This window comes from Luteibacter aegosomaticola (genome assembly GCF_023078475.1).
Lineage (GTDB): Bacteria > Pseudomonadota > Gammaproteobacteria > Xanthomonadales > Rhodanobacteraceae > Luteibacter > Luteibacter aegosomaticola.
This window is the reverse complement of record NZ_CP095741.1, coordinates 1,121,420-1,133,384: the sequence shown is the minus strand read 5'-3', so window position 1 is coordinate 1,133,384 and position 11,965 is coordinate 1,121,420. Positions and strand designations below refer to the sequence as shown.

At 65.0% G+C, this 11,965-nt stretch carries 12 protein-coding genes; 7 read left to right on the top strand and 5 right to left on the bottom strand.

All coding sequences use genetic code 11. The annotated features are described in order from the left end of the window. Positions 1–146: 146 nt before the first annotated feature. From mtgA to L2Y96_RS04985, 3 genes are read left to right on the top strand one after another with little or no spacing between them, the layout of a single operon-like run. Positions 147–887: a monofunctional biosynthetic peptidoglycan transglycosylase gene (gene mtgA / locus L2Y96_RS04995; RefSeq protein ID WP_247333233.1), complete on the top strand. Its 741-nt coding sequence runs from the start codon at positions 147–149 to the stop codon at positions 885–887. After that, positions 884–1,870 (top strand): glycosyltransferase family 2 protein, encoded by a 987-nt coding sequence (locus tag L2Y96_RS04990; RefSeq protein ID WP_247333231.1) that lies wholly within the window; start codon positions 884–886, stop codon positions 1,868–1,870. Before mtgA ends, L2Y96_RS04990 begins: the two co-directional genes overlap by 4 nt. A gap of 49 nt (positions 1,871–1,919) precedes the next feature. After that, a complete protein-coding gene (locus L2Y96_RS04985) occupies positions 1,920–2,348 on the top strand; it encodes a CBS domain-containing protein (protein WP_247333229.1) in 429 nt (142 codons plus the stop codon). Here L2Y96_RS04985 and L2Y96_RS04980 read toward each other — a convergent pair. Beyond that, the gene (locus L2Y96_RS04980; protein ID WP_343218437.1) at positions 2,345–3,619 is read right to left on the bottom strand and encodes an NTP/NDP exchange transporter; all 1,275 of its coding nucleotides are present in this window, start codon (positions 3,617–3,619) and stop codon (positions 2,345–2,347) included. The two genes, L2Y96_RS04985 and L2Y96_RS04980, sit on opposite strands and share 4 nt — an antisense overlap. Before the next feature lie 69 nt (positions 3,620–3,688). Between L2Y96_RS04980 and L2Y96_RS04975 the strand changes: the two genes are divergently transcribed. Beyond that, positions 3,689–5,104, top strand: a complete 1,416-nt coding sequence (locus L2Y96_RS04975; protein ID WP_247333227.1) for a serine hydrolase domain-containing protein — start codon at positions 3,689–3,691, stop codon at positions 5,102–5,104. A gap of 51 nt (positions 5,105–5,155) precedes the next feature. On the opposite strand, the gene L2Y96_RS04970 is transcribed toward L2Y96_RS04975, so the two are convergent. The 3 genes from L2Y96_RS04970 to gcvH all read right to left on the bottom strand — a co-directional run bounded on the left by L2Y96_RS04970 (position 5,156) and on the right by gcvH (position 7,967). After that, positions 5,156–6,187, bottom strand: a complete 1,032-nt coding sequence (locus L2Y96_RS04970) for an energy transducer TonB (protein ID WP_247333225.1) — start codon at positions 6,185–6,187, stop codon at positions 5,156–5,158. Positions 6,188–6,457: 270 nt separating this feature from the next. Continuing rightward, the gene (gene metJ / locus L2Y96_RS22995; protein WP_343218436.1) at positions 6,458–7,126 is read right to left on the bottom strand and encodes a met regulon transcriptional regulator MetJ; all 669 of its coding nucleotides are present in this window, start codon (positions 7,124–7,126) and stop codon (positions 6,458–6,460) included. A 436-nt stretch (positions 7,127–7,562) separates the two neighbouring features. After that, positions 7,563–7,967: a glycine cleavage system protein GcvH gene (gene gcvH, locus L2Y96_RS04960; RefSeq protein WP_247333223.1), complete on the bottom strand. Its 405-nt coding sequence runs from the start codon at positions 7,965–7,967 to the stop codon at positions 7,563–7,565. Positions 7,968–8,216: 249 nt separating this feature from the next. Between gcvH and L2Y96_RS04955 the strand changes: the two genes are divergently transcribed. Further along, the gene (locus L2Y96_RS04955; protein ID WP_247333221.1) at positions 8,217–8,819 is read left to right on the top strand and encodes a DUF3103 family protein; all 603 of its coding nucleotides are present in this window, start codon (positions 8,217–8,219) and stop codon (positions 8,817–8,819) included. Between the two features lie 9 nt (positions 8,820–8,828). Here L2Y96_RS04955 and gcvT read toward each other — a convergent pair whose 3' ends face one another. Then, positions 8,829–9,935 (bottom strand): glycine cleavage system aminomethyltransferase GcvT, encoded by a 1,107-nt coding sequence (gene gcvT / locus L2Y96_RS04950; RefSeq protein ID WP_247333220.1) that lies wholly within the window; start codon positions 9,933–9,935, stop codon positions 8,829–8,831. Between the two features lie 106 nt (positions 9,936–10,041). Between gcvT and L2Y96_RS04945 the strand changes: the two genes are divergently transcribed. Together L2Y96_RS04945 and L2Y96_RS04940 are read left to right on the top strand one after the other, a co-directional pair. Continuing rightward, positions 10,042–11,184, top strand: coding sequence for an MlaE family ABC transporter permease (locus L2Y96_RS04945; RefSeq protein ID WP_247333218.1), 1,143 nt, complete (start codon positions 10,042–10,044; stop codon positions 11,182–11,184). Continuing rightward, positions 11,181–11,963, top strand: coding sequence for an ABC transporter ATP-binding protein (locus tag L2Y96_RS04940; protein ID WP_247333204.1), 783 nt, complete (start codon positions 11,181–11,183; stop codon positions 11,961–11,963). The genes L2Y96_RS04945 and L2Y96_RS04940 overlap by 4 nt, the downstream gene beginning before the upstream one ends. Positions 11,964–11,965: the final 2 nt, after the last annotated feature.

Sequence of the window (11,965 nt, the reverse complement as noted above, 5' to 3'; positions counted from 1 at the left end):
CACGTCGTCGGAAACGAGGGTTTCGACAAGGGAATCGGTCACGATGGTCTCCTGATGATCCGACGGAACATGGGGGCATGGCACATCACCGACAAGCCCGCCGTCGTTGCCCCTTATACTGCGCCATCCTTCGCCACCGCGCCGCCATGCCCTCGACGCCCCGCTCGCTGCCCCGCCGCATCGTCCGCCTCGTCGCCATCCTGGCCGTCGGCTGGCTGGCCCTCTCGTGGCTGGTCGTACTGGTGCTTCGCTTCGTTCCACCGTGGACCAGCGCGTTCATGATGGAGCGCCGTATCGAAGCCCTCTTCTCCGGCGAGAAGGATTTCACGCTACGCCATCGCTGGGTCGCCTGGGACGACATATCCCCACAGGTCGGCATCGCGATGGTCGCGGGCGAGGACCAGAAATTTCCGTTCCACCATGGCTTCGACGTCGATGCCATCCAGGATGCGATCGACGCCGCCGATGAGGGCAAGCGCCTGCGCGGTGCCAGCACCATCAGCCAGCAGACCGCCAAGAACCTGTTCCTGTGGAACGGTCGCAGTTTCATTCGCAAAGGCCTCGAGGCCTACTTCACCGTGCTGATCGAGGCCACCTGGCCCAAACGCCGCATCCTCGAGGTGTACATGAACACCGTTGAGCTGGGTGATGGCGTGTACGGCGTGGGCGCGGCAAGCGATACCTTCTACCACGTGCCACCGTCACGCCTGAGCGCGGCCCAGGCAGCCCGGCTCGCTGCGGTCCTGCCGAACCCACGCCGGTTTCGCGTCGATGCGCCAAGTGCTTACGTCATGCGCCGGACCGCATGGATCACGCAACAGATGGGCCAGCTGGGTGGCCCGTCGTACCTTAGCCGCCCGGCACCCGAGGCCCGGCGCGCCCGATGAGTACCCCTATGCCGTATTCGCTCGCCGTCATCGTCCCTGCCTACAACGAGACCGATGTGCTCGAACGCTTTCATGCGCGTCTTGCGGCGGTGTTCGACAGCATGGCCCTGTCCGCCTCCGTCCTGTACGTGGACGACGGCAGCGCGGACGATACGTGGGCGATCATCGACCGGCTGTCGCAGGCCGATGCACGCGTCACCGGACTGCGCCTGTCACGCAACTTCGGCAAGGAAGCCGCGATGACCGCCGGCCTGGACGCGGTCGACGCCGACGCCGTGGTGGTGATCGATGCCGACCTCCAGGATCCGCCCGAACTGATCCCTGAGCTCGTCGCCCGCCTGCGCGAAGGCAATGACGTGGTCTACGCCACCCGTGCCGACCGCGCCGGTGAAACGCGCCTCAAGAAATTCACCTCGGCCGCCTTCTACCGGGTGATGGAGCGTCTCTCGGACAACCCCATGCCCCGCGATACCGGTGACTTCCGCGCGCTCTCGCGTCGCGCGGTGGACGCCTTGCGCGAACTGCGCGAACGCCAGCGCTTCATGAAGGGGCTGTTCGCCTGGATCGGCTACCGCCAGGTCTCGCTCCGCTATCAGCGTGACCCGCGCCTGGCCGGCGAGACTAAGTGGAACTACTGGCGGCTCACCAACCTGGCGGTGGAGGGCATCACCTCGTTCTCGGCCGCGCCGTTGCGCATGGCGACATGGCTGGGCCTGTGCGCCGCCGTGGTTTCCTTCCTCTACGGGATGTGGGTGTTCCTGAAAGCCCTGGTCTGGGGCGATCCCGTACCCGGTTTCCCGACGCTGATGATCGTTATTGTGTTCCTGGGCGGCGCGCAGTTGCTCGCGCTGGGCGTGATCGGTGAATACGTGGGCCGTACCTACGCGGAAACGAAGCGGCGTCCGCTTTACTACGTGGAAGACCGCCGTGGCGCGGCCAGTCCTTCACCGAAGCATGACCCCCATCGGCCCGGGCCGGCGTAGACTGCAGGTATCGCGGCGACCCGCGCCGCGCCCATCCGGGGAGTCGAGCATGCAGCAGGTCAAGCATCTCCTGGGAACGAAAGGCAGGGAAGTGTTCGCCGTGGCGCCCGATGCGCCCGTCATCGATGCGATCCGGCAAATGGCCGACAAAAACGTCGGCGCCCTCGTCGTCATGAAGGGGAGCGAACTCGTCGGCATCATCTCCGAGCGTGACTACGCGCGAAAGGTGATCCTGAAAGACCGCTCATCGCGCGACACGCCCGTCGCCGACATCATGACCGCCAGTGTCGTCACCGTCGCGACCGATGCCACCGTGGACGAGTGCATGCGCCTGTGCACGGATGGGCGCCTGCGCCACCTGCCGGTGATCGACGGCGGCCGCGTGGTGGGCGTCGTCTCCATCGGCGACCTGGTCAAGGCCACCATCAGCGAGCAGAAGGAGACGATCAACCAGCTCGAGGCTTACATCACGAGCTAGTTGTCCTGGTTCTCCGGCAGCAGGTCGGGCGAGGTTGCCGCCCGCCGTGCCACTTCGGTGGCTACGGCCGCCAGGCCGGCGCATACCAGGCCAATGGCGGCAATGCCCACGCCCGCGCTACGCGCGGCGGTCAGCGAGGTCGTGACCACCAGGTCGCCGAAGCGCCACACCGCCGTCTCGATGAAGTTCTTGCCCTTGTAGCGCGCCTCTCGAGGCATGCGTGTGTAGAGCGAATCGGAGGCGGGCTTGGTCATGCCGTAGGTCATGCCGCGGGTACCGATCATCACGAGCGCGATAAGCGGCACGGCATGCCCGGCCAGTCCGATATCCACCGGGCCCAGCCACGCCAGCAAGGCGAGCAGGATGAAGTTCGCCAGGCTAGGCAGCACCATGGCCCAGACCACGCCCGCGCCACGCAGGATCAACGGCGTGAGGGTTAGCTGCAGCACCGCGCCAATGCCGTTCACCCACAGATCCAGGTCCGCATAGAACGCGGTACGCGCCGCGTTGTCGATGAAATGCACCTTGGCGTAGTCCGCCACCAGCGCGTACGCCAGCGTGCCAATGCCGTCGCTGAGCAGCATGAGCACGGCCATGTAGCGAAGGAACGGCTGGGCAAAGGCTGACTTCGCGCCCTCGAGGATGGAACCACCGACCGGCTCGTCCGGCGCCGCCCCGGCTTCCGACGGGCGTGACGACAGCGCAAGCAAGGCACCGAGCGCCAGCAGCAGGCCCGTGGCGGAAATCACCAGCATGGCCGGCACGCCCAGGCGCTGTACCAGCAGCCGGGTGATCAGCGGCCCGAGCAGTGCGCCCCCCATCCCGCCGAACGCGATAAACGGAAACACGAGGCGCGCCTGCGCGCTCCGGTAGATGTCCGCCATGTAGCTCCAGAACAGCGACACCACGAACAGGTTGAACACGCTGGCCCAGACGTAGAAGACCCTGCCCAGCGCCACGGCACCGATCCGGTCCTGCGCTGCGAATGCCGGGACGAACGCCAGCAGGCCGGCGATGAAGAAGAGATAGCTCACACCCACCACGCGCTTGCGCGGGAAGCGCGCCACAAGCCACCCGAAGACGGGTGTAAGCACCAACATGACCACGAGCACGATGGCGTAGAAACCCGGTAGCGACGACGACCCTGCGGCGCCCACGAGCTGGTCGCGAACAGGCCGGAGCAGGTAATACGAGGTCATCACGAAGAAAAAAGCGATGACCGAGAGCGCGAGGGTCATGCCCTCGCCGGGGGCGGGTCGGCGTGCGTTCACGTTGGCCGGTGGTTCCGGAGGAGGCGCGACAAAGCCTAGCACGGCTTTCGTGCCGTTCTTGCGGATGTGATGGCCTTCACATCCGCGTTGTGGATGTGGGGGAAGTACACGACAATGCGGGAAGGTTGCCTGCAGTACGATCCACCAAGCCGCGAGATCCGCATGCCGTTCCGTCCCACCTCCCTGCTCGCCTGCGCGCTTGCCGCCGCCCTTGCCACCCCGCTCGCCTACGCGGCCCCGCCGCCCAAGCCCCCGGTGGTGCACGTGGATCCGGCGTCCGCCAAGATCCCCGCCGATCGCGTCAAGCAAACCGTCGATGATTACAAACGCTGGCTCGATGCCGCCGAAGAGCGCGATGCCGCTCCCGCCATCGTCACGGCCATCATCGTGGACGACAAGGTGGTCTACGAGCGCGCGATTGGCTATGCCAACGCAAAAACGAAAGAGCCTGCGACGCCGGAGACCGTCTTCCGCCTGGCGTCCCTTTCCAAAGCGTTCGCCACCGGTGTCACGGCCGTGCTCGTCCGTGATGGCTTCCTCAGCTGGGATACCAAGCTGAGCGACACCCTGCCGTACTTCAAGCTGAAGGACGCCCAGGCCGGCGAGCAGGCGACGGTACGCGACATTCTGGGCCAGCGCCTGGGCTTGCCGCGCAACACCTACGACGCCATGCTCGAAGCCGATGCGCCCTACGAAGAGCTCGTCCGCAAGCTCGACGAAGTGGACATGTCGTGCAAGGTCGGCGCCTGCTACGGCTACCAGAACGTCGCTTTCAGCATGATCGGCGATGTCATCTATGCCACCACCGGTGATTATTTCTTCCGCCAGGTGGAGCGCCGCATTTTCGGCCCGCTAGGCATGAATACCGCCAGCTACGGCCGCGACGCCCTGGAATCCAGCAAGAGCTGGGCCCGTCCGCACCGCGGTGGCCCGCATAACTGGATTCCTTACGAACCGAACGACGCCTACTACCGCGTCGCTCCCGCGGCCGGCGTGAACGCGAGCCTGCGCGACATGGAACAGTGGCTCATGGCACAGATGGGCGGCCGCCCCGACGTGCTGCCGACGCCGTCGCTCGATGTGCTGCACGCGCCAGGCGTGCCGACACCCGGTGAAGAACACTCACAGCCGTGGCGCCGCGCGCGCGTCACCGATGCGCACTATGCGCTGGGCTGGCGCGTCTTCACCTATGCCAACGAAGACCTGGTCTACCACGCAGGTGCCGTATCCGGTTACCGCACCATGATCGGCTTCTTCCCCAAGTACCACGCGGGCGTGGTGACGATGTGGAACGCGGCCGCCCCGATCCCCGCCGGCCTCATGCCGATGGTGTTTGACGACCTGCTCGGCCTGCCGCACGTGGACTGGGCCGGCGTGGAAGGCCCCGTCCACGCGGCGCCGGCGGCGAAGGCAGCACCGGCAAAGTCGAAGGCCAAACCGAAGGCCGCCCCCGCCAAGAAGAAAGCCGCGACCAAGAAGAAGTGACGCCCCGACAAACGCAGCGCAGAAAAAAGGCCCCGTGAGGGGCCTTTTTCTTTAGCGACCGAGGTTGAACTGCAACCGTCGGCGCAGGGTCACGGTCATGGGTTCGCCGTTGCGCATGGCCGGCTTGAACTCCCATTTGCTCACCGCGTCGATCGCCGAACGGTCGAAGATATGCTTCGGCTGCGCATCGACCACGTTCACATTGCTCACCACACCGTCGGCACCCACCGTCAGCTCGACATCCACCCAGCCTTCCTGGTTGGAGCGCATGGCTGCCGTCGGGTAGCGCGGGTTCACCTGACGGACCAGTACGGCGTCGGTGATCGCTTCACCGTCGTTGCGGGCTGCCGCAGCCGGCTTGGCCACCGCGGCCGGCGCCTGTGCCGCCTGCTGCTGTGCCACGCGAGCTGCCTGGTCGCGAGCCGCCTGCTGGCGCTGCGCTTCCGCCGCAGCGGCCGTTGCCTGCTGTTCGGCCTGGAGCTTGGCAGCCGCTGCGGCGTTCTGCTGGGCCAACTGCGCCTTCTGCGCATCCTGGGCCTGTTGCTGCTCACGATCGAGCGTCTTACGCTGTGCGTCGAGCTTGGAGCGGAGAATGGTCAGGGTGTAGTTCGCGGGATCGGCTTTGGCGAGCAGGTCGATTTCGCGCTGGGCTTCATTGAAGTCGCGGCTGTTGATCGTCTGCTCGGTGGCTGCCGCACCGTACGAGAACGTTTCGCGCAGCGCATCGGCCGCGACAGCGTTGCCCGGCTGCTTCTGCAGCACCTTCATGTAGAACTCGAACGCATTGTTGCCGGCAGGCGCGACCAGGCGTTGGTCGTTCATGGCCGTACGCGCCTCGGCGAGCAGCTGGTCCACGCTTAGCGCGTCGACGTTGGCCGGCGGCGCTTCGCGGGAGGCGCCCTGCTTGGGCGTACCGGCGGCACTCTGCTGGGCCAGGTCCACGTTGGCATCGTGGTAGGGCTTGATGATGAGGAAATACGCAGCCACGCCAAGTGCCACCACGATGGCAAGGACGACGAGGGTGACGGGATTGACGGCACCACGCATGCGGTGGCGCATCGGGATGCGATGACGGGTATCCATGGCGGCAGGACGACTCCGGATGAACGCGCGCCCCCTGATGGCTTGACGCGCGGGACCCCCCGTCCCACGCAGCGCGTGGCCTGAAAGGTAACCGTAATGGCCGTGTGAATCCAGCCTGCAGGCCTAGGAGCTTTTCCCGGACGTGAACTACGGCCCGTAAAAATGAATAACCCCGGCCAGGCCGGGGTCAAGTTTCGAAGTGGCTCCCTGCGCTGGGCACCGCAGGGAGCTAATTCGCAAACAGCTTTCTTATTAGAAGGTAACGCGTACTTAGACCTTGGCGGCCTTCGGTGCGCGCGGGGCCTTCACGGCCTTGGGGGCCTTGGCAGCCTTGGTCGCACGAACGACCTTGGCAGCAGCAACCTTCTTGGTCGCAGCCTTGCGCGGAGCAGCCTTGCGGGCAGTCTTCTTAACGGCAGCCTTGCGGGCAGTCTTCTTGACCGCAGCCTTCTTCGGCGCAGCCTTGCGGACGGCCTTCTTGACGGCCTTCTTGGCAGCGACCTTACGGGTCGAAGCCTTCTTCACCGCAGTCTTGCGGGCAGTCTTCTTGACCGCAGCCTTACGGGCGGTCTTCTTCACTGCGGCCTTGCGGGCGGCAGTCTTCTTCGCCGGTGCCTTGCGGGCAGCCGTGCGCTTCACGGTGGACTTCTTGGTCGCCTTTTTGGCGGCCGACTTCTTGGCAGTGGCTTTCTTGGCAGTGGCCATGGTTCGTCTCAGCTCCTCATCAGTTGGCAGTGGTTGCCCAGTAAAAGCATGTAGGAACGCTTCAACCAGCAAGTCGCTGTTCGTCGCGTGCCTTAAATTGTTCACCTGTCGGCGGGTTCTTTCATCGGAAAGCAGGCGGAGGATGTGCAGCGGAATCGATACCGTGATCTTGCGTACCGCTCCCGCTTTTGAACCGTGCTCCACATACGGTCGGACGAATTCTGGTGTTTCCATTTCCGGGTTCCCCGTCAATTGACGCAAAAGCTATTCCTGAACAAATCCGCTGTCAATAAATTTTGGCTCTAAATTGAAGACGTTGCGGGTAGATCACACCACCCCGGCGGACGCTCCGACATAACCGGGGGGGCGATTTTCCGAGCTCCCGATTTCGATTTTCGGATTCATCGCGAATCATTTTTCGCGATTCACTGCGTTAAGAAAACATCTTAAATAAAGGCATTTCGTGAACCGTTTTCCGATTTGCGTATGGACCCGCACGCGTGATATCGCGCGGCCGAACGACGCACCGCGGGGCAGCCCGAAGGGGTGTTCGCGGGGATGAACGGCACTCGACTGAGGGCCAAAAAAAAATTTCCCCAAAGGGGGTGTCGCGGACAAAAAAATGCCGGTCGAGGACGACCGGCACAGGTTGAAGCGATCCGAACGGGTGTCAGTGATCTTCGTTTTCGATCAGTTCGGCATACGCGTCGGGCGTCAAAAGTTCGTCGACTTCGTTCCGGTCGCTGTACTTGATCTTGAAGATCCAGCCACCTTCGTACGGCTCCGAGTTGATCGTCTCCGGCGCGTCCGACAGCGCGTCGTTCACGGCGACCACTTCGCCCGACATCGGCGAGTAGATATCCGACGCGGCCTTCACGGATTCGACAACGGCGACGCCCTTGCCGTCGCCCGCCTCGACGCTGCTACCCACTTCCGGCAACTCGACGTACACCAGATCGCCCAGTGCGCCCTGCGCGTGGTCGGAAATGCCGACCGTAGCCGTGCCGTCGTCGTTGATGCGCACCCACTCGTGGGACTTGAGGAAGTGCAGGTCGCCTGGGATTTCGTTGCTCATGGGGTAGGCCTCGTAAGGGAGTGGGCGGTGGTGACCCGGTGATTGTACCGGTCCGCGCGCGGCGCGTAAGCCTGCCCTCTTTCACAGGCGCCGCCTGAGCGCCATCGGCAGCACACCGATACAAACGCCGCGCGATTCCGACGCGTTGTGTAGGCATCCGGCGACGCAGCCCGCCACCGGCCCTTTCTAACCTATGCAGGCCGGCACCAGGACGGTGGCGGCGCCCTCCCCCAACGAAAAGGACGCACAATGAATACCCCCACCATCACCCAGACCCAGGGCAACGAAGAACTCACCATCATCCAGAACATCCGGGTCGAGGACATCCGCGAATCCTTCCCAAAGGGCAAGGCCGAGGTCGTTGCGATCGTCTCTGGCATCGGCCTCGACGGCGCGCCGAAGCTGGATATCCGCTCGCTGCCCTTCCTCACGAAGGCGGGCGAACTGCGAACCCCGAACATGGATATCGTGAACTGGACCCAGTTCGCATCCAAGTACGTGAACATCGAGTTCTGGGAACTCGATGGTGACCTGGACTTCAACTACCTCGTCCGCGGGCTCGTCGATTCGATCGGCGACATCCGCGAGCTGGTGGCGCCCGGCGCGATCAAGCCCGGCACGCCAGCGGCCGAAGCCGAACAGCTCATGGCGATCGTGACGGCGCGCTCCAAGGCGGCCGTCTCCGTCATCACCAAGCTCAGCGAAGCTGTGCTGAAGACGATGGGAAGCGGTAGCTGGCTGAAGGACGACCACGACTACCTGGACACCTTCTATACGATCGAGCGCGGCGAGTACTACCGCGACCGCCTCGGCGCCAACCGTAATGTCCGGATGACGCTCAAGGTCCAGTAACGCCCTGGGTTAGTCCGCGATGCCCGGCATCGGCTGGCCATCGCGGACGAACGGGAACTTGACCACGCGGACCGGCACTTCCTTGCCGCGGATGTCGACGCGGACATCGCCCGGCTCACCCGCCGGGATACGGGCAAAGGCAATGGACTTGCCCAGCGTCGGCGCGAAGCCGCCGGAGAGGATTTCGCCCTCGCCATTCGCCGTGAGAACTTTCTGGCCGTGGCGCAGCACGCCCTTGTCGTCCATGACCAGGCCGACCATGACGCGCTTCACGCCATCGGCCTTGTGCTGTTCCAGTGCGGCGCGGCCGATGAAGTCACGGCCTTCGTCCAGAGAAATGGTCCAGGCCAGCGCGGCCTCCCACGGCGACACGGTTTCATCCATGTCCTGGCCGTAGAGGTTCATGCCGGCTTCGAGGCGCAGCGTATCGCGCGCACCCAGGCCGGCCGGCGCGACGCCCGCGGCGTGCAGGTGCTTCCAGAGCTCCACCACGCGGCTGTTCGGCACGACCACTTCGAAGCCGTCTTCACCGGTGTAGCCGGTGCGGGCGAGGAACAGCGGCATGCCATCCGGGCCTTCGGTTTCGATCGCGGCAAACTTGCCGAGCTTGCGTGCCTTCTCCTGCACCTCGGCCGGAAGCAGGCCGATCAGCTTCTCGCGGGCATTGGGGCCCTGCACGGCGATCATGCCGAACTCCGGACGCTCGCGGACGCTGACGCCGAATGCCGCGGCCTGCTTTTCGATCCAGGCCAGGTCCTTCACGCGGGTCGCGGCGTTCACCACCAGGCGGAAGAAATCCTCGCGCAGGAAATAAACGATGAGGTCGTCGATGACCCCGCCCTTCTCGTCCAGCATGCAGGTGTAGAGGGCCTTGCCCGACTTGGCCAGCTTGTCGACGTTGTTGGCGACCAGGTGACGCAGGAACGCGCGGGTGTTCTCACCGGTGAGGTCCACGACCGTCATGTGCGAGACGTCGAACATGCCGGCGTCCTTGCGGACGGCATGGTGCTCCTCGATCTGGGAGCCGTAGGCGATGGGCATGTCCCAGCCACCGAAATCGACCATGCGGGCGCCGAGCTCGCGGTGGGTGGCGTTGAGTTCGGTCTTATCGGTCATCGTCGTACCTTCATGGGGATAGGGCATGGGGCCAGCCCGTCATTATCCCGGCAGCGAGCGCCAAGTCCAAGCGCGCCGCAACATCTTCCTGCTAGCCTTCCGATCCATGGCGACCCCCTCCCTGCCCGGCACGGCCACCCTTACCCGCGATTCGGGCGGCGAGCGTCTCGTGCTGCGCGGCGACTGGACCCTCGTTTACTACGAGGCGCTGCAGAAACGCGCCAACGAGATGGCCGGGGCGATCGGCGCCGGCGTCACCGTCGACATCCACGATATCCAGGCGATGGACACCTCCGGGGCGTTCGTTATCGCCGAACTGCTGGGCAGTTCGCGCACGCAGGCGCTTGCCCAGGACGAGGCCCTGCCTGCCGCCCGCCGCGCCCTGCTGAAGACCGTGGGCGATGCGATCGACACGTACTGCAAGGGCGTGCGGCGCAAACGTGATGCTGGCTTCGTGGTCATGCTGGAACGCATCGGCCGCGCCATGTCCTCGTTCTGGAAACAGACGCTCAAGCTCCTGGCCTTCATCGGGATCACACTGCAGGGGTTTGCGACGACGGCCTGGCGGCCATCGCGCTGGCGGGTCACCTCACTGGTGTCGCACCTGGAGCAGACCGGCCTGGATGCGGTGCCCATCCTGGCCTTGTTGTCGTTCATGGTCGGCGCGGTCGTCGCCTTCCTCGGTTCAACCGCACTAGCCGCCTACGGCGCCAGTGTCTTCACGGTCGACCTGGTGGGCTTTGCCTTCCTGCGCGAGTTCGGTGTGCTCCTCACCGCCATCCTGCTCGCCGGCCGCACCGCCAGCGCGTTCACCGCGCAGATCGGCTCGATGAAGGCCCGTGAGGAAATCGATGCCATCCGTACCCTCGGGCTCGATCCCGTAGAACTACTGGTGCTGCCGCGCGTGCTGGCCCTGCTGATCGCCCTGCCCTTGCTCACCTTCGTCGCCATGATCGCGGGCATCACTGGCGGCGGCGTGGTCTGCCTGGCCACGCTGAAGATGTCGCCCTCGATGTTCCTCACCATGTTCCAGGCCGACATGCAGCTGCGCCAGTTCCTCGTCGGCATCGCCAAGGCCCCGGTGTTCGCCTTCATGATCTCGGTCATTGGCTGCATGGAAGGCTTCAAGGTGTCGGGCAGCGCCCAGTCGGTGGGCGAACACACCACCTCGGCCGTCGTGCAATCCATCTTCGTGGTGATCCTGCTCGACGCGGTCGCCGCCCTCTTCTATATGGAGATGGGCTGGTGAACGCCGAAACCGTCATCCAGGTCAAAGGCCTGACCAACCGCTTTGGCACGCAGACCGTCCACGAGAACCTGGACCTGGACGTACGCCGCGGCGAGATCATCGGGATCGTCGGCGGTTCCGGCACGGGCAAATCCGTCCTGCTGCGTACCATCATCGGTCTCGTGCGGCCGGTGGCTGGCGAGGTGCGCGTCTTCGGCGAAAACCTGCTTTCGCTGCCGGAAGAAAAGCGCTCGCTCGTGGAGCGACGCTTCGGCGTGCTGTTCCAGAGCGGCGCACTGTTCTCGTCGCTTACCGTGGCCGAGAACGTCGCCCTGCCGCTGGTGGAGCACGCGAAGCTCGACCGCGCCGATGCCACCCGACTGGCGGGGGTGAAGCTGGCACTGTCCGGCCTGCCGGTGGATGCCGGGCGCAAATGGCCGTCGGAACTTTCCGGCGGCATGATCAAGCGTGCCGCACTGGCCCGCGCGCGCGCGCTCGATCCGGAAATCCTCTTCCTCGATGAGCCGACCGCCGGCCTGGATCCGATCAGCGCCGCGGCGTTCGATAGCCTGATCGTGACCCTGCGCGATGCGCTGGGGCTTACCGTGTTCCTCGTCACCCATGACCTCGACACCTTGTATTCCACCTGCGACCGCGTCGCGGTGCTTTCCCAGCGCCGCGTACTGGCCGTAGGCCCGATCGACGAAGTGGCCCGCACCGACGATCCCTGGGTGCAGGCGTACTTCAACGGACCGCGCGGCCGCGCGGCCACCTTCGCCGCCCACCAAGGCAAGGACTGATA

Bases quoted from the DNA above. Each gene is read 5' to 3' on its own strand.
- mtgA (WP_247333233.1), top strand. From the start codon at position 147: ATGCCCTCGACGCCCCGCTCGCTGCCCCGCCGCATCGTCCGCCTCGTC.
- L2Y96_RS04955 (WP_247333221.1), top strand. From the start codon at position 8,217: ATGAATACCCCCACCATCACCCAGACCCAGGGCAACGAAGAACTCACC.
- L2Y96_RS04945 (WP_247333218.1), top strand. From the start codon at position 10,042: ATGGCGACCCCCTCCCTGCCCGGCACGGCCACCCTTACCCGCGATTCG.
- gcvT (WP_247333220.1), bottom strand. From the start codon at position 9,935: ATGACCGATAAGACCGAACTCAACGCCACCCACCGCGAGCTCGGCGCC.
- L2Y96_RS04970 (WP_247333225.1), bottom strand. From the start codon at position 6,187: ATGGATACCCGTCATCGCATCCCGATGCGCCACCGCATGCGTGGTGCC.
- metJ (WP_343218436.1), bottom strand. From the start codon at position 7,126: ATGGAAACACCAGAATTCGTCCGACCGTATGTGGAGCACGGTTCAAAA.
- L2Y96_RS04975 (WP_247333227.1), top strand. From the start codon at position 3,689: ATGGCCTTCACATCCGCGTTGTGGATGTGGGGGAAGTACACGACAATG.
- L2Y96_RS04985 (WP_247333229.1), top strand. From the start codon at position 1,920: ATGCAGCAGGTCAAGCATCTCCTGGGAACGAAAGGCAGGGAAGTGTTC.
- L2Y96_RS04990 (WP_247333231.1), top strand. From the start codon at position 884: ATGAGTACCCCTATGCCGTATTCGCTCGCCGTCATCGTCCCTGCCTAC.
- gcvH (WP_247333223.1), bottom strand. From the start codon at position 7,967: ATGAGCAACGAAATCCCAGGCGACCTGCACTTCCTCAAGTCCCACGAG.